Below are 25284 nucleotides of genomic sequence, written 5' to 3' on the forward strand. Positions count from 1 at the left end.
AGCCGTACCAAAGAACATATATTCGGCGCAAAAAGATGCGCCTGGCACTTAGCGACTGACATTCCCTGTCCGCGGACTAGAAAATTTAGGCTTCGCTAGCAATCGGCTCGTCGGCTGCCCCGTTTTCTTCCAGATTTACCGTTCGTTCAATACTAATTCCCAGCAGCCGAATTTTGTTGCGTAGACTACCGCGCGTGATCCCGAGAATTTCGGCGGCTTTGGATTGATTTCCATCGGTATGGGTCAACACAGCGGTGAGCAGTGTCCGCTCCATGGCTTCCAAAATTTCGGCATAAAGCGACTGCGAGCCGGCCTGGAGCCGTTGTTGAATCAAGGTCGTCAGGTCACATTCCGGACCAGGCTTGCCGGCATTTGCCGTCGCCTCGGAGGTCTGGCCACGCACCTCTGAAGGCAACAGGTCTGCCATCAACACAGGGCCCGTCGCCTGTACCATGGCTTGCTTGAGTACGCTTTGCAACTGCCGCACATTACCCGGCCACGAGTAATTCATTAGCACGTCGAGCAGTTCGGGCGAAAAGCCATGAACGTCTTTGTCCAAATCTTTTTTGAAGCGATTCAAAAACCAATCCAGCAACAACAAAATGTCTTCTTTACGTTCTCGAAGCGGGGGAATTTTAATCGTGAAGCCATTCAGTCGGTAATAGAGGTCTTCGCGGAATTTACTGTGGGCCACCATGTGTTCCAAATCACGATTGGTCGCCGTGATGATGCGCACGTCGGTTTGGATGGTTTGCGTACCCCCGACGCGTTCGAATTTTTGCTCCTGCAACACGCGTAACACTTTGCTTTGCATGACGGGAGACATATCGCCGACTTCGTCCATAAATAAGGTGCCACCGGAGCACTGCTCGAACTTTCCAATCCGCTGGCTAGTAGCGCCGGTGAACGAGCCTTTCTCGTGGCCGAATAACTCGCTTTCCAGCAAAGTTTCCGTAAGGGCTGCGCAATTGACCGCTAAAAATGGGCCCGAGGCCCGGTCGCTGTGATGGTAGATCGCTCGGGCCACCAATTCTTTGCCGGTGCCGCTTTCGCCGCGGATCAATACGGCCACATTTTGCGATGCTACACGTCCAATGGCTTTGTACACTTCTTGCATTTGCGTGGTGCGGCCGACCAGCGAATCGCCATTGGCGCTGTTAGGATCCTGGCTTTGCACACGCACCGGCACATGCATCAACCGCCGCATCTCTAGAGCTTGCCCAACCAATTCACGAACACGTGCCAGATCGAGCGGCTTAAGCAAATAATCGAAAGCGCCCAATTTCATCGCTTCAATCGCCGTGTCGCTGGTGCCCCCTACCGTGATGAATACGACCGGCACCTTGGCATCCAAATCGCGTAATCTGCGATACGCATCCAGGCCCGAGAGATCCGGAAGCATGATATCCAGCAATACCACGTCAATCGAGCCTTGCCGCATGCGCTCGATTCCATCCGCTGCAGAACTCGCAGAAATCACTTCAACTTCCGATTGATTGGAAAACGCTTTTTCAATTAGATGAACGACGGACCGGTCGTCATCAATCACCAGGACGTTTGGCATTCCGGAAGTCCTTCCAGGGGGAGGGAATAGGAGAATATATAAGTATAGCCGGTCCGACGAGTAGTTTTATAGTGAGCGCGTCCTTAGCACTTCGCAATCGTCGGTTTTTTAGCCTTTTCTTACGCCAGGCTGACAGGAATAAACCCTGTATCTTTACGTTAGGACAGGATTTCGGCCGTTAAAATTAGAAAAAATCGCCCATGTCGCTTTTGAGCGAAAACCGTCGGCTTTCAAGAATTGGGAGCAGCGGTGCTAGCGGAAGATGTTTTGACCCAACTCCTTAGCACTTCGGCCACGCTCCATGCCTGCGCGATGCAACCTCGTGCATGGTACGGTCCTTCAGCATCGAAAACCTCGCTGATCGATCCCAAGCAAGACTCGTTCAAGTGGCTTTCAAAAGCGGCCAGCAGCTTGCGCGCCTGGCTTAACTGGCCCGGATAGATTCGAAGCCAGGCATCAATGTACGATCCGATCAGCCAGGCCCACACGGTTCCTTGATGATAGGCGGCATCTCGGGAGCGTAAATCGCCATCATACGTTGGCTTGTAATCGGCATGCCCCGGAGCGAGCGATCGTAGACCCATGGGGGTTAGCAATCGCTCGGCCACCAATTCCATAACCGGCTTCCAGCGCGATTCGTCCAGGACCGGAAAATCGAGGGAAATGGCGAACACTTGATTTGGCCGGAAGGCAGTGTCATTTCCTTTTTCACCGTCGATCACATCGTACAAGTAACCTCCGGCGTCGTACCAAAACCGTTGGTTGAATGCAGTCCGGGTTTGAGCGATGCGCTCGGCCAGGGCTGTGGCAGCGGTTGCATTTCCCACCGCGCGGCTCCAGTGTTCGAGCAAGCACAGGGCGTTGTACCACAGCGCATTGATCTCCACTGCTTTGCCGCGACGGGGGGTCACGACCCAATCGCCAACCTTGGCATCCATCCAGGTAAGCTGATAGCCTTCCTGTCCCTGCGACAACAGCCCATCTTTCGGATCGACATGAATTCCGAATCGGGTGCCGAGCACATGATGTTCTACAATATCGTGCAGCGTGGGAAGCAAAACGTACAGCGTTTCCGTGTCGTTGGTTGCACGCAGGTAACGCTCCAGCGCGTGAAAGTACCATAAAGTGGCGTCAGCAGTATGATACCTGCCTTCGGCTTCACCCTCGGGAAACAAATTTGGAATTAGTCCGTCTTTGGCATAGCGGCCAAATGTGCGCAGCAAAAAACCAGCTTCGCTTTGCCGACCGGTCAACAGCGTCAGGCCTTCCAAGCTAATCATCGTGTCGCGGCCCCAATCGGTGAACCAATGGTATCCGGCAATCACGGTTCGCACATCGTCGCCGGCGGCATGAGCGACGGCCACATCTGCCACACGGGTCGTAGGCCGAATAATGAATTGATCGGCAGCTAGCACCAATTCGGCGGCGAAGCCTTCCTGTGCTTTTGGATTCGATTGAAACAGCAATCGTTCGCGGCGTTGCAGTTCTGATTCCTGCGCCGCATGGGGCTCGACGGCTAAAATGGTGTCCCAATCTTCCGTGGAACCAACGAGCGTGACCTCGTCGCCGGGATTCAAATCCGCGCGGAAATAACCGGGGCTCCACAGTTTGCCCGTGTCTTCATATCCTCGGGCGCGCTCGGTCCGATAGTGAATTTCGCGAAAACGCCCGTCCAAGACCATGTTGCAGCGATTCGCAATCAAGACCATTTTGAGCGGCGGAGCGATTTCGGAGCGAACCTCAAATCGTTCGTTCATCGCAGTAAACGAATACGATTTGGGCAGCTCGCCATTGACCGGCGCTTCATGAGGCCGAAAGTGAAATGAAGGCCGCAATCGCAAGCGCAATCCGCCGGGAGATGATAGCAGCCGATAATTAACGTGCACCGTGTTTTGCAAATGGGGCATGAGCACGCGTTTTTCGAGTTCCACAGCTCCCACTTCATACCGCCAAACCGGCAGCCCTGATTCCAAGCGGAACTCGACTAGATTGCCGGCATGTAAAGTTAAACCTCTGGCAGAAACTTCGTCGGCATCGAGTCGGATGATCTTTCGATCTTCCAACTTGATTTCCTCCGCCAAATGGTTAAACATCAAAAACCGACCTAGCGGCGCCGGCAGTGCGGCAATCAATAAACCGTGATAGCGGCGGGTGCACGTTCCCGCAGGGGTGCCTGAGGCATATCCGCCCAAGCCATTGGTAACCAGCCACTCGCGCCCCACCAGAACTTCCGGGTCGCGCTCGCGGAGAGCAGGGCGATACATTCGGTGTTGAATTTGGGTGCTCATCTGCAGCTGCTATTTCGAAAATTCGGCGTTTGTCGCGCCTTCCAGACCTGCACGATTGGTGCCAACCGCTTGAAATACGGTTGTCGATTCGCCCTCGATTGACCAGCCAGCTTCGGTTTCCTGAGTGACGGCGCCCGCGCCGCCATACCGTGGTGCGTTGCTGTTCCACAGCAATTGCCATCGGCGGTCGGCAGGCGGCGCCAGTAGCGGCTCCGCAATCGGGAAATAATTCAGCTTTTGCCCAAAATTGATGATGATCACCCGATCGTCTCCATCTCCGCCAAAATAGCGGATTAGAAAGCAGTCGGTGCTCAAAATCGCAGTATCCAAGGCGTCGGCCTGTTGACGGCAAAACACGGAATCTTCTCGGCGAAGTTTCAGCAAATCGATGTGCAAATCGTACAGGGGACGATTTGTTTCTCGATCAGCAAAGTTCAGTTTGCAGCGGTGGAAGGTTGCAGGATCGGTTGGATTTGGCAACTTGCGCTGCGCTTCCTGGGAGCTTAGCGAGGGAAACTGCGACATAAATTTGGCTCTCCCCGCAACGACTGCCGCGGCCATTTGGCCGGAGAAATCGGCAAAAAACAGAAACGGGCTGGAGGCGGCAAATTCTTGCCCCTGAAAAAACAGCGGCGTTTGAGGCATAAGTAGCCACAACGCGATCATCGCTCGATAACGGTTTGGGCTGGTTAACTGGTGAAGTCGTTGGCCCGTTGGTGAATTTGCGACCTGGTCGTGATTTTCCAGAAAGCTGACGAACGCCCACGCCGGCAACCCGGTGGTTGGCGTTCCTCGCCGTTTGTTTTGCCAGCGGGAATGTTGGCCTTGATAAATTAAACCCCGCTTCACCGAAGCTGCTAATTCCTCCACCGTCCCGGAAAAGTCGGAATAATAAGCTGGATTGGCGCCGGTAAGTTGAACGTGAGCTGCATGGTGAAAATCATCATTCCACATTCCATCCAACCCCCATCCATGCTCCTCGGGCGGTTTAAGCGCGGCGACATCCTCGGGTTCGTTTTCCGCTACGAGATAAAGTGTGCGATTGCCGGCGCCCTCTTTTGCCGCGCGTCCAACTGCGGCCAGTATGTACTCGTCGGAGTTGTCAAAGATTTGCTGCGTGGCATCGAAACGGAAGCCGTCTAGATGAAATTCCTCAATCCAATATCGCGCATTGGCCGTAAAGAATTCGCGCACCGCGGTTGAGTTGTGGCCGTCAAAATTAATTGCGTCGGCCCATTCGTTTTGGTATGCCGCGGATTTAAAGTTATCGGCAAATACCCCCAGGTAATTGTCGACATTCCCGAAATGGTTATAAACAACGTCCAAAATAACGCCCAACCCAGCTGCATGAGCCGCGTCGACAAAGCGCCGAAGGTCATCTGGTGTGCCATACAAATGCGTCGGCGCGAACATCAAAACACCGTCGTAACCCCAACCAAACCGCCCAGAGAACTCCGCCACGGGCATGACTTCGATTACAGTAATTCCAATGCGAGCCAGTTCCGCCAGCTCTTCCGCTGCGGCCTCGAAAGTCCCTTTCGCGGTAAAGGAACCCACATGCATCTCGTAGATTACCTGGCCGCGTGGCCCCAAACCTTTCCAGGTGTGATCTGACCACGCAAAAGATTGCGGATCTACAATTTGGGATAGTCCGGTCGTTCCCTGGGGTTGGAACCTAGACGCCGGGTCGTTGAAAATCTTCGGCTGGTTGTCTATTCGGAAGCCATAGAGCATGCCCGGTTTTGCGTCCTCGCGATGCAGAAAGTAATAGCCGGTGCCTTCCGTTTTCATTCGAAAATGTTCCATTTCGTTCGGACGTGCAGAATCGAGCGCGAGAGACAAATACACGCGGCGAGGCTTTGGGGCCCAAATTCGGAAATGCACCCCGCCTTCTGGCAAGCATTCCGCGCCCACGGGAAGGCGGCGTTCGTGCAATTGGGGGATAGTTTTTTGCATTGATACGCGACTAGGGCGCCATCATTAAACGGAAGGCGGGAATTCTATGCTCTCCCATTTTGCACACGCTATGCCGGGGCCAAACCCTTATTGCCAATTGACGGCGCGAGTGCTATACGCGAGTGGATTTCAGGGTCTGGCGTATTTTCAGTGAACTAAAAGCTCTGTAAAAAATGTGATGCTTTCAAAACCAAAATGGTCGCACTTAAGCCAATTCATTCTTTTATTTCTATCGCATTGGCACAACACTGAAAACCCTATGATCCGGCATTAAACCTGCATAGCAACAGGCGCCGGTACCTATGTGAGAATGGGACTGGGATATTCCGACGATGCATCGCATGGACCGCATTGCTTTGTCGCTTTATGGTTGGCAAGTTCGGCCCTGAAAGAATCATGTTGCTATAAGAAAGGCAAGTTGTTATGCCCCGGGGAGAAAAATCTAAGTACACGAATAAACAAAAGCGTCAGGCGGAGCATATTGAGGAAGGCTATGAGGATCGCGGAACGCCAAAAAATGAAGCCGAACGACGCGCTTGGGCCACCGTAAATAAGATGACTCACGGCGGCCGAAAACCGGGCGGTTCCGGTCGTGGAACCAAGACCGACAAAAGCGCGGCAAAAAAAGGCGGCCGCTTAGGCGGAGCCGCTGCGGGTGCCCGATCGGCTGCCGAACGGTCCGCTTCTGCTCGGAAAGCCGCTCGAACCCGGGCACGCAGCGGTTAGCAATTATCCCTGACCCCTCTCCCCCGACGTACACTTGAATGTTTGGTCGCTGCTGAATTGGCAGAATTTTTCGGCGGTCTTCGCGGGCTTGCTTGGTGGGTCTATAATGCCTGGTCGACAAGCATTGATTTATAGGTTATGCCTCCGGAATCCCTCACAGCACCTGCCTTCGCCTCGGAAATACATCGGGGCGCCGTCGAAGGTGGTCCGGTTTGGTATAAGGACGCCGTTATCTATCAGGTGCACGTGCGTGCGTTTGCCGATAGTTCCGGCGATGGCGTCGGCGATTTTCCCGGCCTGACCAGCAAACTCGACTATTTGCAGGACCTAGGCGTTACCGCACTGTGGTTGTTGCCGTTTTATCCATCTCCACTGAAGGATGATGGGTACGACATTGCCGATTACACCAGCGTGCATCCATCTTATGGCACGTTGCGAGATTTCAAAGCGTTTTTGCGAGATGCCCATGTACGCGGGCTGCGAGTGATCACCGAGTTGGTATTGAACCATACCTCCGATCAGCACCCATGGTTTAAGCGTGCGCGGCGCGCTAAGCCCGGTTCTTCCGCGCGAGATTTTTACGTCTGGAGCGACACGGCAGACAAATACAAGGAAGCCCGAATCATTTTCAAAGATTTCGAGGCGTCCAACTGGACATGGGATCCCGTGGCCAAGGCATATTACTGGCATCGGTTCTATTCTCACCAGCCGGATTTGAACTTCGAGAATCCGCAAGTGCGAAAGGCGTTGTTGGAAACGGTTTCATTCTGGTTAGAAATGGGAGTGGATGGCATGCGGTTGGACGCGGTGCCCTATTTGTTCGAGTGCGAAGGAACTAATTGCGAAAACTTACCGGAGACGCACGCTTTTTTGAAAGAGCTGCGCCGCTATGTGGACGCCCGGTTTTCGGATCGCATGCTCCTGGCGGAAGCCAACCAATGGCCAGAAGATGCCATTGCCTACTTCGGCGATGGCGACGAGTGCCATACGGCTTTTAATTTTCCCGTCATGCCGCGCCTGTTTATGGCCAAGCATATGGAAGACCGATTTCCCATCGTCGACATTCTGCAGCAAACGCCCCCTATCCCCGCCAACTGCCAATGGGTTTTGTTTTTGCGAAACCACGATGAATTGACCTTGGAAATGGTCACGGATGAAGAGCGTGACTACATGTACCGAGTTTATGCTCACGATCCGCAAGCGCGGATCAACTTGGGCATTCGACGACGATTGGCGCCCCTGTTAAATAACAACCGCCGGACCATCGAATTATTGCAGGGCTTGCTATTTTCGCTGCCGGGCACTCCGGTCATTTACTACGGCGACGAAGTCGGCATGGGGGATAACATTTATCTCGGCGATCGTGACGGCGTGCGCACGCCGATGCAGTGGAGCTCCGACCGTAATGCTGGTTTTTCGCGAGCTAATCCGCAAAAGCTGTACTTGCCGGTAGTGATTGATCCGGAGTATTTGTACGAAACGGTAAATGTAGAAACGCAGCGAAACAATCCACAATCGTTGTGGTGGTGGATGAAGCGGTTAATTGCCGTGCGAAACCAGCATCCTGCCTTTGGGCGCGGCTCGCTCGAATTGCTGCTGCCAGAAAATGCGAAAGTGCTAGCCTTCGTGCGGCAGTTGGACGATGATCAAGTATTGGTCGTGGCCAATCTTTCGCGTTTTTCTCAGTATGTAGAACTCGACCTGTCCGCGTATGAAGGCCGGGTGCCTGTGGAGTTGTTTGGGCATAATCGCTTCCCAACGATCGGCAAGCTGCCATATTTGCTCACGCTGGGACCGCACGCCTTTTATTGGTTTGCGCTAGCGCCCTCGGAAATAACACCCACGGATGGAAAACTTAGTATGCAATCCGACGGCAAGCCCGAAGATCGGCTGCCGCGCGCGAATGTTCATGCGCATTGGGCCGAAATTTTTCAAGGGCGGGCGAAGACTCAATTGGAAGCGTCGCTGCGCGGTTGGTTGTGCGGGCAACGTTGGTTCAGCGGCAAAGCGCGAACCATTCAGAACGTTACCATTACCAACGCCGTGCTGCTGGGCAACTCGCCGGCAGATCCGCTAGCCAGATACCTGGCGTTGGCTCAAGTAGATTACACCGATGGCGAGCCAGAAATCTATTTGTTGCCGCTAGGTTTTGTTGCCGGAGATGCTTTGGAGTCATTTCTTGCTGCGGCACCTAAATCAGCCATACTCCGCGTTCACCTGCGCGATACCAAGCAAGCCGGTGTAGTCTTCGATGCTACGAGCGACGCCGCGTTTGCCGCCGCGCTGTGGGATACCTTGGATCGCCGCCGTCGATGGAAGAGCCAAACCGGCGAACTTACCGTTTCTCATTTGCCTACACTGCGGACTTTTTTGCCTGCGGACATGGGAGCTTTGCCTGCAGTGGTCGTTAAGGGCGAGCAAAGTAATACCTCAATTATTTACGGCGATAAGGCCATTTTGAAATTGTTTCGCGGGATCAAGCCTGGCGTTAATCCGGATTTGGAAATCGGGCGGTTTTTTGTCGAACATGGAAATTTTCCCCATACGCCGCCGTTGCTGTCCGCTTTGGAATATGAAACGGAAGGCAGCGAACCGCTCACCTTGGCAGTTTTAAATGTCTTCGTGCCGCAAACGGAAACTGCCTGGCAGTTCGCATTGGATAATTTGAGCCGCTATTTCGAGCAAGTTTTGACACTGCCGATGGAAAGGTGGCCCCGTTCCGAGGGATTGGGGAATCAGTCGTTGTGGGAGATCGCTGCCGTGCCTTCTCCCGCGCCAATCCAAGAACTCGCCAGCGGTTTTCTGCACGCGGCAACTTTGTTAGGGCAGCGCACTGCAGAAATGCACAAGGCTCTGGCTTCCGATCCGGAAACGCCGACCTTTGCGCCAGAAGTATTCTCGCAACTCTATCAGCGTTCGCTGTATCAATCTGCGCGAAAATCGGCGGTGCAAAATCTGCAACGTTTGAAAAAGCGATTAAGCCATCTTTCGCCCCGGGCTCAGCAACTCGGTCGCCAAGTATTGGATCAGGAAAAGCATGTCCTGGATCAACTGAAATCGATTACTTCCGGCAGGATTGTGGCCGAACGAATTCGCTGCCACGGCGATTACCATCTCGGGCAGGTATTGTACACCGGTAAAGATTTCGTAATCATCGATTTCGAAGGTGAACCGCTCCGTTCTTTTTCCGAGCGCCGCATCAAATGTTCGCCGCTTCAAGATGTCGCCAGCATGATCCGCTCGTTTCATTATGCCGCTGCGCAAGGCTTCAATCATGTGGCTGTTGCTGGATTGCACACCCCGGAAACTACGGAGCCGCTAAAGCACGCTGGAACCGCCTGGGCAATTTCTATTGTGGGCACTTTCTTGCAGGCTTATCAAACGACCATTGGAAACGCTGCATTTTTTCCCCCGGCGGCAAAGGACCGCGAATTACTGTTGAATTTTTATTTGCTTCAAAAGGCGATTTATGAGATGGGATATGAGTTGAATAATCGTCCGGATTGGGTGGAAATTCCGTTGGCCGCAATCATTTACCTATTGGGCGGAAAACCGTGAGTCGTCCGGCGTGATCGAATGCCTGCACTTTGCCCAGAACTTTTTTAATCTCCGTGCTCCATGAGCGATGCTGCAACCTATCATCCGCGTTGCACGTATCGGCTTCAATTGAGACCGGGGTTCGGATTTTTAGAGGCGGCGGCCATTGCGTCCTATTTGGAGGCATTGGGCATCAGCCACGTCTATTGCTCATCGTATTTGCAAGCCGCGCCGGGCAGCACGCATGGATATGACGTGCTCGATCATCAAAGCGTAAACGCCGAACTGGGCGGCACCCTGGGGCATAATGAATTTTGCAACACGCTGGGGAAGCATCACTTGGGCCAAATGCTGGACGTGGTGCCCAACCACATGAGCATTTCGCACAGCGGGAATCGCTGGTGGTGGGACGTGCTGGAAAACGGTCCGTCGAGCCGCTACGCGGCTTACTTCGACGTCGATTGGGAACCGCAAGAAAGAACGCTTTACAACCGCGTTCTCATTCCGATTCTCGGCGATCATTACGGCCGGGTCATTGCCGCCGGAAAAATTCGTATCGAGCGTGAGGCGGGCTCGTTCCGTGTGCGCTATGAAGAACATCTCCTGCCGATGGCGCCACGATCGTTGGACGACATTCTTGCGGCTGCAGCAGAGGAAACCGGGTCCGACTTGCTGTCGTTCGCCGCCGACGTGGCCAAGCACCTGCCTCCTGCACATCGCACCGACCAACGCAGCATTAGTCGCAGGCATCGCGACAAGGAAATCCTGCGCCGAATGTTGGATGAGCAATTGGCTGCACATCCGGAATGGGCGGCCGTGATCGATAAGATTTTGGCCGACATCAATGCGTCCCCGGATCGACTTGACGATCTTCTGGAGCGGCAAAATTATCGGCTCGCGTTTTGGCGGATGGCCAAACAGGAACTTGATTACCGCCGTTTCTTCGATATTAACACACTGGTGGGATTGCGCATGGAAGATGAGCAAGTGTTTGCCGATACCCATGCTTTGGTCTTGCACTGGCTGAAGCGCGGCGTGCTCGACGGCTTGCGCATTGATCATCCCGACGGCTTGCGCGATCCGCAGCAGTATTGTTCCCGTTTGTTACAGGCGGCTCCGCAAGCATGGATTGTGGCCGAAAAGATTCTCATGCCGGACGAGTCCTTGCCGGAGGATTGGCCGATCGCCGGCACGACGGGTTATGATTTTTTGAATCGCGCGATGCGAGTATTTATCGATCCCGAGGGCGAAACGCCGCTAACCGAGTTTTATGCCGAGTTTACTGGCGAATCGACCGACTACGCCAAGTTGGCTCACGACAAAAAGCATTTGGTCATGCGGGATTTGTTTGCCAGCGATTTGAATCGCTTGACTGGCCAGCTGGCGGAGATTTGCGAAAATCGGCCAGCCTATCGTGATTACACTCGTCGCGAATTGAATTCAATGCTGCGGGAAGTAATTTCTTGTCTCAGCGTGTATCGAACCTATGTGCAGGCGGAAAAAGGCACGGTGAGCGAGACCGATCGCCGCTACATCCATGAAGCGATTGACGCCGCGAAAGCAAATCGTCCCGATTTAGATTCTGATTTGTTCGATTTCTTTCGCGGCATTTTGCTTCTGGAAGCGCGTGGGCAGGCGGAAACGGAATTGGTCATGCGTTTTCAGCAAAGCACCGGCCCAGTCACTGCCAAGGGAATCGAAGATACGCTGTTCTATTGCTACAACCGCTTCGTCGCCTTGAATGAGGTTGGCAGTGAGCCTAATCGGTTTGCAGTTTCTGCCGAGCGCTTTCATCGAGCAAATTTAGAAATGCTGGCTCGATACCCGCGCACGATGCTTGCCACCACAACTCATGACACCAAGCGCGGCGAGGATGTTCGCTTACGGCTGGCGCTGCTTTCGGAAATTCCACAACGATGGGCGGCCGCCGTGCGCAACTGGGCGATCAACAACGAACGGTACAAAACGCAGTTCCAACCCGACAGGAATCTGGAATATCTGTTTTATCAAACCGCGTTCGGGGCGTGGCCCATAGAAGTCGATCGCCTGCAAGCTTATTTGCTGAAAGCAGCTCGGGAAAGTAAACAGCAAACCTCATGGACCGCGCCGAATGAAGCGTACGAAAAGGCATTGGCGGAATTTACAGTTGGGGTAATGGCCGATCAAAACTTTTGCAACTCGATGGCGGCGCTTGTGGCCGAGCTGGCTCCGTTGGGATGGGTTAACTCACTGGCTCACACTTTGCTTAAATTGACTTCGCCTGGCGTGCCAGACATTTACCAAGGCTCGGAATTATGGGATCTGCGACTCGTTGATCCTGACAACCGCACGCCGGTCGATTTTTTACGCCGCCAGCAGTTGCTAAATGACTTGGAGCAAATGTCGCCCGAAGCAATTTGGGCGCAAGCTGCCCCAGGTTTGCCGAAATTATGGCTGATCAAGCAAGCCTTGAATTTGCGAAAGCAACGGCCGGAACTATTTGAATCGGGCTCGTACGAGCCCACCTATGCCAAAGGGACGAAGGCCGACCACATTCTGGCATTTGTTCGGGCGGAGAAAATTCTGACAATTGTCCCACGGCTGAATGTCAACTTGGCTGGATCATGGAGCGACTCCGCCATTGAAGTTCCTCCGGGAGCATGGCTCAATATTCTGAGCGGCGAATGTTATGAAGGCGGCGTTATTCCTTTAGCAAATTTGATGCACCGTTTTCCCGTTGCTTTGTTATGGGCATCGTGATGATCAATGGTCAAAAAGCGATCATTTTGGCAATTTAGGGATCACTTCGGTGGCCAGAGATGATTTTGAGCGGAATCTAGCGTGCAGGCTTCGCCGTAGGAGGCGTTGCGCTGGAACCTTTACCTCGGGCTGGTTCGCCTTCCATATACAGATTACATCCACCGTCACCCGTGATACGCAGTTGGTATGGCTGCAAAGTCTCTTCGATGCAATATCCCGCGGTTGCCGGCTCGGCTTTTGCTTCCGGTTCCAATTGCCACCACTTGCACGAGATGCATAGTCCCCATTGCTTGTGGGTGCTGGAAGGCATGCGTTCTTTCCTTTTCAAGACTTCCTTGGGCTTGATTTACAGCTCGATTGCGGAAATTCTGTTGGTGTTATTAACGTCCCAGCATTTTAGCCAGGATAAAAATGAGTATCGCGCCCCCGAAGCCACCGCCCAATAACAAGTACAAAATCGAGTATCCAATTGCGGCCAAAGGCAAAGCTGCTAAGGCAAGGATTTCCATGATGAACTCCTAAAATGCTTTGTTTTTCGTGAATGAATATAACGCGGCAATTGGGATGCAATCTGTGTTCCAAAGCGGTAACTTTCCACTCGTTTAAGTGGGTTTTAGACCTTCGGGACGTCAATTCCTAATGCGGTCGCCAGATCGATTTGGTGTTCTTGTTCATTCACCAGGATTTTTCTGATTTGTTCGGCCATTGCAAATTCCCCCAGTGCCTCGCATTGTCGGATTCGTTGCCGGTAGTTGCGAATCGTTTCGCTTTCGTTCTCTAAATCGAACCGCAACATCTCCTCTGCCTTTTCCGATGTTTTGACTGGCTTGGGCTGTACTGACGGCATGCCACCCAAATAATCGATTTGCTTAGAAACTATTAACGCATGCTGTAACTCTTCGCCGGCGTGCTTTTTTAGTTCGCCGGCAATATTCATATATTGTGCGCCTTTCAAAACCTGCGAATAAACCACGTAGGCGATAATGGCTTGATACTCACGGGCCAGGTCTTCATTGAGCAAATCGATCAGTTTTTCGCGAGTAATCTCCGACGAATCTTTCGAACTAGGTGTATGTTCGGCCATGAGTAATCTCCTTTGCCATGTCCAGGGAAGCAAATCTTAGGCCATTCGAAGAGTATGAGGCTAGCCAGACAATGTGCCTGCAGTGTTAGGCCCACAATTTCAGTGCGGCCGTTTGGCGTCCGCCGCCGCCGCTTCCGCAGCGTCGATAAGACCGTCGCGGTTCGTGTCCAGTGCATCGAATTGTTCTCGACTGCCCAAGAATTCGGAGGGGCTGATTTCACCGTCGCCGTTGCGATCCATTTTAGTAAACCAATCCGGCGGTGATACGGTTGGTTTGGTGCGGCGCGGTTGTCGAGCTGGGGAGCCTAAAGACACAAGGGGATTGGCCGCGGCGCTGGCTCCGCCGCGCGAGAGCTCCAGCATAACGTGATATGGAATGTCGGCGCTGGTGATGAAACCATCGTGGTCGCTATCATCCGTGGCCAAAATGTCGGCGGCTGATTTTAATTCACGGGGAGACAAAACACCATCACCATTGCGATCCAACAAGGTGAACAAGTCCTGTCCTTCGTCGGTCGCTTCCAGCACTAACTGGGCGCCGGCAATTTCGCTTTGCCAGTGGAAGAAGGCCTCGAATTCCTCTGGGGAAACTTTGCCGTCGCTATTGGTGTCCATTAGCGGCAGGTTATTTGCCATCCCAGCCGTCGACAATTCGTCCTTGCTCAGAAAACCATCTTTGTTTTGGTCATAATTGGAAAAGTTGGGCGACTGATTGGCTTGTGCAGGATCGCGATTGTTACGGCGAAAATCGATTTCAATTTCGGCAACTGTCAACCGATAACCGCCGTCCAATTTGATGCGCAAGCGATAGCCGATAGTTGCCGCCTGGGCATTGTCGTTTGATCGATGCCGCTGGCCTGTGGAACGTCCCAACGAAAAGAACATTTCCATGTCGACCGACGATTGCAGCATAGCGGTCAGCTCCGACCGATCAAGCATTTGATCATGATTTAAATCGAACTTGGCGAACATATTTGCGGGAGCCCGAAGCTCTGGGGTCGCTCCGCTTAGCGATAGCTGCCCATCGTGATTCTGGTCATAGCGGAAGAGCAGTGTTTCTGCCAACGCCTCGGTCGATGTGGCGGGGCTGATGGCGATCACAGGTCCATCCACGGCGAGCGACGTCCCTTGGCCGCCACGACTTTCGGCGCCCCGGCCAGGACCGGAAATTAATTCTTCCGCAGTGATTAGCCCGTCGTCATTAAAATCCCGGCCACGGAGACTTTGTTCAGCGGCGTTTAGTTCGGCGCGGGAGAGTCGTCCGTCGCCATCAGTATCCAGCAACGAAAACAACGCCGGTCCCGCACCGCGACTGGCCAAATGATGTCGCACAGTAAACGGCGGCGCAATTTTTGCTAATTGAGCGGTCGCTTCCTCTCGCGAGTATCCCTTGGACATTTTCATCATCGTCGCCAAAGAGGGCGGCGCGATTCGCGGCTGTCCTCCGCCAGAGGAAAATAGTGCGATCAGGCGATTCGCTTGCTCGACCGAAATGTGTCCCTTTTTCTCCGTATCGAACCGATCAAAACTTTCATCGACAACGCGTTGCCATACGTCATGGAATTTGATGCCACTGACATCAATGTGCAAGTTAATGCGCAGCGGGTAGGTGGGGCCCAGCAACAATAACTCCTGTACGTCGCCCGTATCGGACGACTTAGTGTTGGATGACGCCCCGTTTGGCGATGGTACAGCATCGGGAAGTGAAATATCCGAGGACGAAGCAACTTCGGAGGTTGTGGCATTTGGCACGTCGTCGCCACGGGACAAAACAATGTCGCTCGATACGAGAACCATCCACAAGACGAGTGGCGCTCCAAAACTGCAGCAAACGAGCGCAAACCAGTTGCGCTTCACAGCAACACCTCAGCGATCGGCTTGGCAACTGGATCAACAATGCGGATGGGCCGACCCAAGTTCGAATCGTTTTGTTGCATCGGGTCCATTCCCAGAGCCGTGCATACCGTCGCCAAAAGATCGGGCACGGTAACGGGATGATCGGTCACGGTCATGCCATCGTCGCTTGTTTTTCCGATGACTTGGCCGCCTCGAATTCCTCCCCCAGCCAATACGCTACTGTATGCTTGCGGATAGTGATCTCGCCCGCCAGCGGAGTTAATTTGCGGCGTGCGTCCGAATTCTCCCATCCACACAATCAAAGTGCTATCGAGCAGACCGCGCTGATCGAGCTCCTTCATCAAGGTTGCCCAAGCGGGGTCGAGCACACCGGAAAGCTTGCGAACGCCTTCAAAATTGTCGGTATGAGTGTCCCAACCAGCGCCAGCGCCATCGATGGTACTCAAGGTCACTTCAACAAACGGCACGCCCCGTTCCACAAGCCGTCGAGCTAGCAAGCAACCTTGGCCAAACCGGGTTCGTCCATAAGCATCGCGTACTTCAGCCGGCTCTTCTTCCAGCTTGAAGGCGGCAGCCAATTTGCTTTGCATTAACTCGACTGCCCTTTGGTATGCGGCTTGGTAGCTGCTGGCTGGCGCATCGGGATGATTTTTCAAAAAGCCGGCGTTGAGCGTATTGAGCAGCTTTAATCGCGAATTCACAATCTCAGGTTGAATTTCCGTCGGCGGCGCAATGTCGTCCACTTCCAGTTGGGCAGCATCTTTGCCAGCCGCAGCCTTTTCGCCGACAATCAGCGGCGCGTAACCTGCACCTAAAAAGCCGGCGCTGTAAGCAGCCGGACTGAGCGCCCGGTTAGGAGCAATGCTAACAAAATTGGGTAGCTCCGCGTCGGGCCGGCCGAGTTCCTTGGCCACCAACGAACCCAGTGTGGGGTAGTGAATGGGACCAGCGGGAACGTAGCCGGTACGAACATACGCCGTGGCGCGGCCGTGATCGCCTTCTTTGGCGGTCATCGAACGGACAATCGCCATCCGCTTGGTCCATTGTGCGAGTTGCGGCAAATGCTCACTGATTTTAACGCCGTCGGCAGCGGTGGAAACATCTTTGAATAATCCACCGTTGCGTGAGCCAGGCTTTAAATCGAAGGTATCCATCTGGCTGGGGCCGCCGTTCATCCATAGCAAGATGCAAGAGCGGTGACGGTTCTTATCGTCAGCCGCAGCATGCGCCAGCGCTTCGAACCAACCACTGGCAGATATTCCTACAGCTCCCGTAAGCGACAGCCGCAACAGATCGCGACGCGAAAACGGTCCGGCAAAGCGGTGCAAATTGTGAATGCCGCACATAAATGTCCTCGCGATGGGAGAATGCTCGAAGCAAGATCTGCTTGACGAAGTTAATGGTTCAACACAAACTCAGCGCTATTTAGTAGCGACCAAAACATGTCGGCCAGGGCTGATTTTTCGTCGTGCTTGGGCGTACTCGAAAGGTAAGCCGACAATTGCTCCATCTCCGAGGCATCGGGCCGACGGCTTAAAGCCGACAGAAAGAGCATTTCGATTCGGCCTTTTGTATCCAAGTACGGGGCATCGGCAATTGAAGCAAACACGCGACTAGCCTTCAAATCGGTTGCGTCGGTCACATATTTGCCGTTCATCAAGGCTAGTGCCTGCAAGATGGTTGTCGGTGCTTCGGTTTGAGGCACACTGTTATCGTTGAATCGAGTTTGAAAATCATCTCGCGCTGTCGGCTCCAATTGAGTTGCTTGCGTCGCCTGTCCGCCACCAGTCTGGAAGCCGGTGGCTTGTACAAAACTGGCAAAAAGCTGGTCGCCGCTCATCCGCCGCAACGGCATGCGTGCGAACAACGCCAATTGCTGATCGTTCGGCTTGTCGCTGGTCTCACTCGAGAGCTGGTAAGCCCGAGTAGCCGTGATCACCCGAATTAAATACTTGATGTCGTAACCATGTAGCACAAACTGTTGAGCCAATTCATCAAATACTTGCGGTTGCGAGGGAGGGCCGGCTGTATCCAAATGATCGACGGGGCTAACCAGGCCGCGGCCGAAGAAGTGATCCCATAAACGGTTTACCGCTGCTCGGGTGAACAATGGATTGGACGAATTCACGATCCACTGAGCCAACACTTCGCGTTTGGATTGGTCCGCCTTCCGATTGGGTGTTGTCCCATCAAGAAATTGCGGCTTTACGACAATTTTTGTGTCTGGAATAGTCAGGCTGTCTGCATTGTCCATCGCCACCAGATTAACGAGCGTCGCTAAGGTCGACGGTTTTTCGGCCGCCATAGCCGCTTCATTGCTAATATCTTTGAAGAACGTCGCCATTTGCCAGAACTGCTCGCGCTTCCAACTAGCGAAGGGGTGGTTGTGGCATTGTGCACATTGCAACTGAATTCCCAAAAATACGCGCGAAGTACTCGCTGCTAATTGCTCGGGTTTAAAATCGGCGGCTAGATAAAAGGCTGCCGGGCTGGGTTCGTTAAAATCGGTGTTGGCCTGCTGCACACGGGCGGTAATTAACTCCCGCGCCATTTTGTCGTACGGCATATTTACCGCAAATCGCAGCCGCAGCCAGTTTTCCAAGGCCGCCGCTTGAGCCCGAATTTCCGGGTTTGCAGAACCGGCCAGCAATAAATCGCGCCACGCGTTGGCAAAATTTTCTGCCCAAGCGCCGCGCTGAAGCAAATTGTCGACCAGTTGTGTACGCTTATCCGCATGGGCATCGTCCACAAATTCCAGAGTTTCGGCCACGGATGGAATGCGCCCAATCAAATCCAGATAAGCGCGCCGCACAAATTCAGAATCGGTCGTGAACGGAGCAGGTTCTACGCCGGCGGATTTCCACGCGGCAGCCAACAACCCGTCGATGCGGGCGGCCATTTGGTCGGCATTGATGGGCTCGACATCTGCCAAAGTGCTGGACGTGCCACTCGGGTAAAGAGCCGAATTTTCCGTCGACCAGGGTTCAGCCGTGCTGGCTTTTTTTTCGGGCTTTTCGCTGTTGGTTGATGCTGCTTCCTCAGCCAGCAATTTGTATCCCAGTACTAGTGTGCTGACAAAGCATACGCACAGTGACAGCCACTGCGGCTTTAACGCCCGCAGCAACACAGGCTTTTTAGAAATCATTCGCCGCATCGGCCGCCCTCCGACGGTTTTAGAAAACGGAGGTTTACCAGAGGACATTATTGTAACAAATCTTCCGAAATTCTCAATTCTAGCTTCGCGCCGGCCCAATTTAGTTGCAAACTGCACGAACTCTCATTTAGGATGGGCGGATAGCTACCCGGTTCAAATTTGCTGTATATTCCGAGTTTGCTCGGGGAAGTGCAGTATTCTCCGCTTCAATTACACATGCTTCGGGGCTAATACTATGCGCCAGGTAAAGGAGTTCCTGCTGGTTTGGGCAATTTTCATTTCCGCAGTTGCCATGGCTACCGCACAAGGTGTGATGGTGGTCAATGGCATGGCGACCACGACAAACGATGTTAACCAGCCGTTCTTGCTATCGACCGTTCCGAGCGATGTGATCGAATCGATTAACGATTACCGCCGATATGTCCAGCGATCGCAATGGGAAAAAGCGTTTAAGCAGTTAGAAAAGCTGTACTCTGCAAAAGGCGCTGCGTTAGTGCCCTATAAAGACGGCGTCATGGTGCCTCCCGCGGGATTGTTGGCGCGGTTATTTGCGGAATTGCCGGACGAAGGAAAGAAAGCTTATCGGTTGTTCAACGATCCCGAAGCCAAAAATGTGCTTGACCAAGCCCAAGGAAAAGACGAGGCCGAGAAGCTTGCCACGGTTGCCACGCAGTATTTGTACACAACCTCAGGCGACGCAGCTGCCAATCGCTGGGGCGACTTACAGTTTGAACGAGGGGATTTTTCCGGCGCAATTCAAGCGTGGCGCAGCGTTCTAAAGTTTCGTCCCGACAGCAACATTCCGCCGGCACAGCTGCTGACCAAAATTGCCATTGCTTTGGCGCGCGAGGGCCGCGGATCCGAGTTTCAACAGGCGCTCGATCAATTGCGCCAGCGGTACGCTGACGCTTCGGTGATTCTAGGCGGCAAAAGCGTCCGTGCGGTCGACCACCTGGAAAAACTAACGAGCATGAAAACGGATGACTCGACGACGCCTAATCGGTCGGCGTCGTCGAATAAAATTCAGCTCCCAGCCGATACCAAGCCGCTCTGGCAATTCCGCTGGTTCGCGCAGATTAATCCAGTCTTGGGTAATCGAGAAGGCTTGGCAGTGTACGACCAAATGTACGGTCGTCAGTATGCGTCTGATTTTGTGCCGCCCGCAACAGTCGACGCAAACCGCGTCTATTCCGACATGGTTGGTTATGACGTAGGGATTGATTTGCTCACGGGCAAATTGGCTTGGCGTAGCGCCCGGTTTTTCGATTTGATGAAAAACAATCAAGGGCAAAATCAATTCAATCCCGGACGCAATATGTTTTTGGAGCAATCGGCGATAGCTTCCTGCGGCGATAAAGTGTGGAGTGTGGCGCGCGACCCGGCGGCCAATCCAAATCAGAACGATGTGCGCTATTATCTCATCGCCCGAGATCCAACGACGGGCAAGGAGCTATTCAACAGCAAATCGGCCAAAGACGGCTTGAAGGAATGGACCATTACGGGCATGCCCGTGGCAAACGATGGGCATATTTACGCTGGCGCTTACAAGCCAAATCAGCCGAGCGAGCTCAACATCTTGTGCATCGACCGGACAGACAACAAGTTGCTATGGAACACAAAATTGGGGAGCTACAAAACCGATCCGCGCCAAATGTATTACTCGATAACGCGATTGTCCGTTCCGGCGTTATTGCTTTCCGGTGGTTTGCTATATGTCGATACGAACGCGGGCACCTTTGTGCAGATGAATCCATCGACCGGAGCGATTGCCTGGGGACTCAACTACGACGCCGAAATTCCCAGCACCGATCGTTATTATAATCAGCCGCCGGAGCAAATTACGGTCAGCGATCCGGTAATGCTGGACGGAGTGCTATACATCAAAGGCATGCGCTCTCGACGGCTATATGCGGTCGATCCAGAAGACCCCAAGGTTCTTTGGAACCGGCCGGTCTCGCAAAATGCGGTTTTGGCCGGAGTGGATCGGGAGCGAATTTATTTGGGCGGCGAAGAAATCACAGCCTACGATCTGAAAACTCAACAACTTCTGTGGTCCAAACCTGTGGCGATGGGCACTAGTTGGGTGCGGCCGTTGATGACGGCGGATCGAATTTACCAATTTACGCCGCGCGGCATCTACGAAATTGCGAAATCCAACGGCGACATTGTGCAATTGTTTCGGGGTAAGGACATGGATTCTGTTGGTGGCCGTTTAATGCTGACGCCGCATGCGTTGCTTGCAATTTCCAACATTGCTATCACCGCTTATCCCATTAACAGCGTTGCCGAGGATGCAGCGTCCTCAGGACCAAAATGAGAATTCGCCAGAAAGAGCCTTTACCCGTAATTTGATTGCCAACCTCCGTTTTTGCACTGCATAAACTTTCTGGACGTTTGATATTCCTGCAACGATCTCTTCATTTGCTCAATTGGGATTACGATGAAACCTCATTTCTGCATTCTGCTGGCTGGATTATTGTTGTTCGGACTTTGCAAAGTAGCTGCCGCCGATGATCCGGGTATTTCGGTATCTGCGGTGGGCGAATCGTCGATCAAACCCAACCGATTGGAAATTGAAATAAAAGCAGCGGCTTCCGCGGAACTTACAGGCGACGCCGTCGTCAAATATCGTGACGCTTTGCGCCGGGCCAAGGAGGCATTCGAGAAGCTCAAAATTGAAAAGCTCGAACTCGTGGATCGTGGGATGAACGTTGCGAACAATGCCGCCGGAGGAAATAACAACATGATCAACCTGGGCGGCGGAAATCCACAAGCGACCGCCAAGCCCGAGGTAAATATTTCCAAGTCATTGCGTCTATCAGTCAGCGGCATCGACAAGCTTTCCGAGGAAGATCTGGTGTCGCTGGTGGCAAAACTGCTCGATACGGCCAAGGATGCTGGAGTTTCGGTTGGCGACACTACAAGTAATTCGCTGCTGTCGCGAATTAACGGGATGAGCACGCCAGTGGCAATGGTTACCTTTGTGGCCGATGATCCTGCAGGAGCCAGACAAACGGCTTCGGAAAAAGCATTTGCCCAAGCCAAGCAAAAGGCGCAAAAATTGGCGGAAATGGCTGGCGCTCAACTGGGACCGGTGATTTCGATGGAAGAAGGTATGGAGGGCTCGAACAAGACGGAATCGCTCCAATCGCGAATGATTGAAATGATTTACGGCGGCGGCGGTGGTGCACCAGATGATCCGCGTCTTACTTCGACGTTGCTTGTCGATATGCCCGTGCGGGTGAATCTTCGCGTTCGCTTTGCGTTGGAACCCAAAAAATAGTGGGGACAAGAAAATGAAATGGAGTTTATGGACTTTTGCCGTCCTCGGCATATTCCTGCTCTTTAACAGCACGCATCTGGCGTGGGCTCAGGAGGTCAATTCGCCCGCGAACAGCATCACTGTTTCCGGTTCGGGCGAGACCATGGTGAAGCCGAATAAGTTGGAGATCGAAATCAAAACGTCGGTTTCTGCGGAACTGACCGGCGACGCCGTGGTTAAGTATCGGGATGCACTGCACCGCGCTAAAGAGACCGTCGAGAAATTGAAAATCGAGAATTTGCGGGTTGTCGACCAAGGGGTTGCCGTCACCAGTGCTGGAGTTGGTGCTGGAAGCACTCCCACGGCAGTTCCTGTTGGCGCATTTATCGCGCAGGGCGGAAGCGGCAATAACATCAAGCAGGAAGTGGGCATCAGTAAATCTTGGAAGCTAACCGTTAGCGGCATCGATAAATTGCCGGAGGAAGAAGTGATTGCCCTGGTGGCGAAGTTTCTCGACGTGATTAAGGACGCTGGCTTGGCTGCGGGAAGCTCCAATCCCACTGGCGAGACTGGTCCCGATGGCCAGCCATTGGCTAGTCCGTTGGTTACATTCGTTGCCGATGATGTGACGTCTGCCCATAGGAAGGCTGTCGAACAGGCCTTCCAGCACGCCAAAGAAAAGGCTCAGCAAGTCGCTGAATTGACCGGTGGACATTTAGGAGCAGCTACCACCGTGGACGAAACCACACCGTTGGCATCCAATAATAATGATGAGTCGGCGGCATTGGGCATGCTTTCAGCCATTTATTCCGGCGGAACCGTGGGAGGCGACGATGCGTCGTTGAAATCCACAATGCTTTCGGAACTTCCGTTGCGGGTGAGCCTCCGTGTCCGCTTTGCACTAATTCCTAGCAATTCACAAACGAACACCACATCCATTTCCAGCGGGACCACAAAATGAAAACCAGAATGCTTCCGATTGTCGCAATTGCAGGTTTGTCGCTGGTTGCCTTGCAGTCAGCAAGGGCACAAGTTGGTGGTAATGGCATTGGCGTCAACGGCGCCGGCGAAGTTACTGCCAAGCCCGACACCGTGGAACTTAAATTGCGCGTCTCGGGCGCTGCCGAATTAACTGATGACGCCATTGTGAAACACCGCGATGCTCGTGATCGTGTGATGAAAGCATTTGAAGGATTGAAACTCGAGAATATGAAGGTGGACGAGGCTAATCTTTCGGTGCACTCTGGCACGTCCAAAGATCAGGCGCAATTGATCATGCGGGGCATGCCACAAAACAACAATCCCACCCCGCCCCAGGTGGAGGTTACCAGCGTGGTACGCATACGGTTGCAGGGCATCGACAAAATACCAACCGACGATTTGATGAAAACTATTGGCAAACTGCTCGATACGGCTAAAGACAGCGGCGCCGCCGTCGGTCCCAGCGATGAAGAAGTTTCGATGGCTTATCGCTATGGTCGAACCACTTCCAACAACATGGTTCGATTTGTTGTTACGGGGGTCGATCAAATTCGGGAAGCTGCGTATCAAAAAGCCGCCGCTGATGCCAAAGAACGTGCCGAACGCCTGGCCAAATTGCACGGTTTGAAACTCGGTCCAGTATTATTTGTGCAGGAAAGTTTTGTCTCGGGTGACAGTCCCAACAATAATATTCAACAATCGTGGGATGTTTCTTCCTCCGACCAAACACCCCATGGAGAGATCAATAGCGACAGTATGACGGGCGCGGTGTTTCAAGTGAAACTAGCGGTTCGGTTCGGAATCGAACGAGCCGATAAGACCCAGGAACAAACGTCAACATCTTCAGAATCTCACGTTTCTGCGACCGAGAATAAATAGCCTGGAAGGCAGAATCTTCAATTGTTCAAATCAAATCCTCAGCAGAATGCCACGGATGAGATTTCCTAAGCCATTAATCTGCTTTTCCTTTGCTTCCGCGCAATCAGGACGTGGGTTGTGCTGTCTGTTGACGGTATGCATGATTGCCGCGCCGTTGGCGCAAGTTCAACTTGCGCAAGCCGACGAAGTGCTGCCCAAACACGTTACGCAAGACACCCTTAAGGCCGTTCGCTCCGGGCTGGATTATCTTGCGCGCACTCAAGCCGACGATGGCGCCTGGCGTGAAGGCCAGGGCGGGCAAGCATATCCTATGGCCATGACAGCCTTAGCCTGCACCGCGCTGTTGGCTAACGGCAACTCGCCTACAAGAGGCCGATATGGAGAACAGCTGAAGCGCGGTACGGATTACATATTGCAATGCGCCCAAAATAGTAAATCTGGATTGATCACCAGTCCGAGCTCGGAGAACGGCATGCCGATGCACGGCCACGGCTTCGCCTTGATGTATTTGGCCTCCGTGTATGGTATGGAAACCAATCCCACCAAACACACGGCGATTCACGATGCCGTGATCGCTGGCGTCAACCTTACGGCGCGAGGTCAAAGTGGGGCGGGGGGGTGGACGTATGTTCCGGGCGGCGGCGATGAAGGATCGGTTACGGTCACTCAAGTTCAGGCATTGCGTGCTGCGCAAAATGCCGGCATTCAAGTTCCCAGTGGAACCATCGAAAATGCCATTCGTTATCTTGAGCGCTGTAGCACGCCGGAAGGGGGCATTTGTTACTCGCTGGCATCCGGGGGCGAAGCTCATTTGCCAATTTCTGCGGCGGCCGTGGCGACCCTGTACAACGCGGGCGAATTCGATTCACCACTCGCCAATCGTTGCTTGGATTTTGTGTGGCAGCGGTTCGAGGCAATTAACGGCTGGAGCAAGCGCGCCGGTCACGATTATTACACGCATTTGTATGCATCGCAGGCCTTTTACATGGCCGGCGACCAGTATTGGGACAAGTATTTTCCGACTACCCGCGATGAGTTGCTAAAAATGCAAAACGCTGGTGAAGGCTCGTGGGATGGGGACGGAATCGGCAAAACTTACGGTACAGCTATCGCACTTATTATTCTTCAATTACCCTATAAGTTTCTACCCGTTTACCAGCGTTGAGCGGCCGTTTTGTTCAGCCGCAAGATCTGCCAATCTGAAACGAGGGCCCATAACGTGATCCATCAAACAGCCAGCGTGGACGAGCGCGCCGC

The 25284-nt window shown here is 53.3% G+C and carries 15 protein-coding genes; 7 read left to right on the forward strand and 8 right to left on the reverse strand.

Going from position 1 to position 25284, the window contains the following annotated elements:
• Nucleotides 1-85: 85 nt before the first annotated feature.
• The 3 genes from VFE46_12500 to treZ form a co-directional block, all read right to left on the reverse strand.
• Nucleotides 86-1564 (reverse strand): sigma-54 dependent transcriptional regulator, encoded by a 1479-nt coding sequence (locus tag VFE46_12500; GenBank protein ID HZZ28814.1) that lies wholly within the window; start codon nt 1562-1564, stop codon nt 86-88.
• A gap of 230 nt (nt 1565-1794) precedes the next feature.
• A complete protein-coding gene (locus tag VFE46_12505; protein HZZ28815.1) occupies nt 1795-3852 on the reverse strand; it encodes an amylo-alpha-1,6-glucosidase in 2058 nt (685 codons plus the stop codon).
• A gap of 9 nt (nt 3853-3861) precedes the next feature.
• On the reverse strand, nt 3862-5808 hold the full coding sequence (treZ, locus tag VFE46_12510; GenBank protein ID HZZ28816.1) for a malto-oligosyltrehalose trehalohydrolase: 1947 nt from the start codon (nt 5806-5808) through the stop codon (nt 3862-3864).
• Between the two features lie 864 nt (nt 5809-6672).
• Between treZ and treS the strand changes: the two genes are divergently transcribed.
• Together treS and treY are read left to right on the forward strand one after the other, a co-directional pair.
• Nucleotides 6673-10092, forward strand: coding sequence for a maltose alpha-D-glucosyltransferase (treS, locus tag VFE46_12515; GenBank protein HZZ28817.1), 3420 nt, complete (start codon nt 6673-6675; stop codon nt 10090-10092).
• Between the two features lie 60 nt (nt 10093-10152).
• Nucleotides 10153-12810, forward strand: coding sequence for a malto-oligosyltrehalose synthase (treY, locus tag VFE46_12520; GenBank protein HZZ28818.1), 2658 nt, complete (start codon nt 10153-10155; stop codon nt 12808-12810).
• A gap of 380 nt (nt 12811-13190) precedes the next feature.
• Here treY and VFE46_12525 read toward each other — a convergent pair whose 3' ends face one another.
• The 5 genes from VFE46_12525 to VFE46_12545 all read right to left on the reverse strand — a co-directional run bounded on the left by VFE46_12525 (nt 13191) and on the right by VFE46_12545 (nt 18896).
• Nucleotides 13191-13319: a hypothetical protein gene (locus VFE46_12525; protein HZZ28819.1), complete on the reverse strand. Its 129-nt coding sequence runs from the start codon at nt 13317-13319 to the stop codon at nt 13191-13193.
• A gap of 104 nt (nt 13320-13423) precedes the next feature.
• On the reverse strand, nt 13424-13894 hold the full coding sequence (locus VFE46_12530; GenBank protein HZZ28820.1) for a ferritin-like domain-containing protein: 471 nt from the start codon (nt 13892-13894) through the stop codon (nt 13424-13426).
• A 99-nt stretch (nt 13895-13993) separates the two neighbouring features.
• Entirely contained in the window at nt 13994-15751 is a 1758-nt protein-coding gene (locus VFE46_12535) for a hypothetical protein (protein ID HZZ28821.1), read from the reverse strand.
• Entirely contained in the window at nt 15748-17097 is a 1350-nt protein-coding gene (locus VFE46_12540; GenBank protein ID HZZ28822.1) for a DUF1501 domain-containing protein, read from the reverse strand. The genes VFE46_12535 and VFE46_12540 overlap by 4 nt, the downstream gene beginning before the upstream one ends.
• Before the next feature lie 50 nt (nt 17098-17147).
• Nucleotides 17148-18896: a DUF1549 and DUF1553 domain-containing protein gene (locus tag VFE46_12545; GenBank protein HZZ28823.1), complete on the reverse strand. Its 1749-nt coding sequence runs from the start codon at nt 18894-18896 to the stop codon at nt 17148-17150.
• Between the two features lie 301 nt (nt 18897-19197).
• Here VFE46_12545 and VFE46_12550 point away from each other — a divergent pair, with 301 nt between their 5' ends.
• From VFE46_12550 to VFE46_12570, 5 genes are all read left to right on the forward strand, one after another.
• Complete coding sequence (locus VFE46_12550; protein HZZ28824.1) at nt 19198-21222, forward strand: PQQ-binding-like beta-propeller repeat protein; 2025 nt, start codon at nt 19198-19200, stop codon at nt 21220-21222.
• 123 nt (nt 21223-21345) lie between these two features.
• Nucleotides 21346-22188 (forward strand): SIMPL domain-containing protein, encoded by an 843-nt coding sequence (locus tag VFE46_12555; GenBank protein HZZ28825.1) that lies wholly within the window; start codon nt 21346-21348, stop codon nt 22186-22188.
• A 13-nt stretch (nt 22189-22201) separates the two neighbouring features.
• Nucleotides 22202-23128, forward strand: coding sequence for an SIMPL domain-containing protein (locus VFE46_12560; protein HZZ28826.1), 927 nt, complete (start codon nt 22202-22204; stop codon nt 23126-23128).
• An 8-nt stretch (nt 23129-23136) separates the two neighbouring features.
• On the forward strand, nt 23137-24027 hold the full coding sequence (locus tag VFE46_12565) for an SIMPL domain-containing protein (protein ID HZZ28827.1): 891 nt from the start codon (nt 23137-23139) through the stop codon (nt 24025-24027).
• 139 nt (nt 24028-24166) lie between these two features.
• Nucleotides 24167-25192 carry a prenyltransferase/squalene oxidase repeat-containing protein gene (locus tag VFE46_12570; GenBank protein HZZ28828.1) on the forward strand — a complete coding sequence of 342 codons (1026 nt, stop codon included), beginning with the start codon at nt 24167-24169 and terminating at the stop codon, nt 25190-25192.
• The last annotated feature ends 92 nt before the right edge of the window (nt 25193-25284 follow it).

Source organism: Pirellulales bacterium (assembly GCA_035656635.1).
Lineage (GTDB): Bacteria > Planctomycetota > Planctomycetia > Pirellulales > JADZDJ01 > DATJYL01.

Excerpts from the sequence above, each read along its gene's own strand:
- VFE46_12560 (HZZ28826.1), top strand. The coding sequence starts at position 22,202 with ATGAAATGGAGTTTATGGACTTTTGCCGTCCTCGGCATATTCCTGCTC.
- VFE46_12565 (HZZ28827.1), top strand. The coding sequence starts at position 23,137 with ATGCTTCCGATTGTCGCAATTGCAGGTTTGTCGCTGGTTGCCTTGCAG.
- VFE46_12550 (HZZ28824.1), top strand. The coding sequence starts at position 19,198 with ATGGCTACCGCACAAGGTGTGATGGTGGTCAATGGCATGGCGACCACG.
- VFE46_12530 (HZZ28820.1), bottom strand. The coding sequence starts at position 13,894 with ATGGCCGAACATACACCTAGTTCGAAAGATTCGTCGGAGATTACTCGC.
- treY (HZZ28818.1), top strand. The coding sequence starts at position 10,153 with ATGAGCGATGCTGCAACCTATCATCCGCGTTGCACGTATCGGCTTCAA.
- VFE46_12570 (HZZ28828.1), top strand. The coding sequence starts at position 24,167 with ATGATTGCCGCGCCGTTGGCGCAAGTTCAACTTGCGCAAGCCGACGAA.
- VFE46_12500 (HZZ28814.1), bottom strand. The coding sequence starts at position 1,564 with ATGCCAAACGTCCTGGTGATTGATGACGACCGGTCCGTCGTTCATCTA.
- VFE46_12555 (HZZ28825.1), top strand. The coding sequence starts at position 21,346 with ATGAAACCTCATTTCTGCATTCTGCTGGCTGGATTATTGTTGTTCGGA.
- VFE46_12505 (HZZ28815.1), bottom strand. The coding sequence starts at position 3,852 with ATGAGCACCCAAATTCAACACCGAATGTATCGCCCTGCTCTCCGCGAG.
- VFE46_12545 (HZZ28823.1), bottom strand. The coding sequence starts at position 18,896 with ATGATTTCTAAAAAGCCTGTGTTGCTGCGGGCGTTAAAGCCGCAGTGG.
- VFE46_12540 (HZZ28822.1), bottom strand. The coding sequence starts at position 17,097 with ATGTGCGGCATTCACAATTTGCACCGCTTTGCCGGACCGTTTTCGCGT.
- VFE46_12525 (HZZ28819.1), bottom strand. The coding sequence starts at position 13,319 with ATGGAAATCCTTGCCTTAGCAGCTTTGCCTTTGGCCGCAATTGGATAC.
- treS (HZZ28817.1), top strand. The coding sequence starts at position 6,673 with ATGCCTCCGGAATCCCTCACAGCACCTGCCTTCGCCTCGGAAATACAT.
- treZ (HZZ28816.1), bottom strand. The coding sequence starts at position 5,808 with ATGCAAAAAACTATCCCCCAATTGCACGAACGCCGCCTTCCCGTGGGC.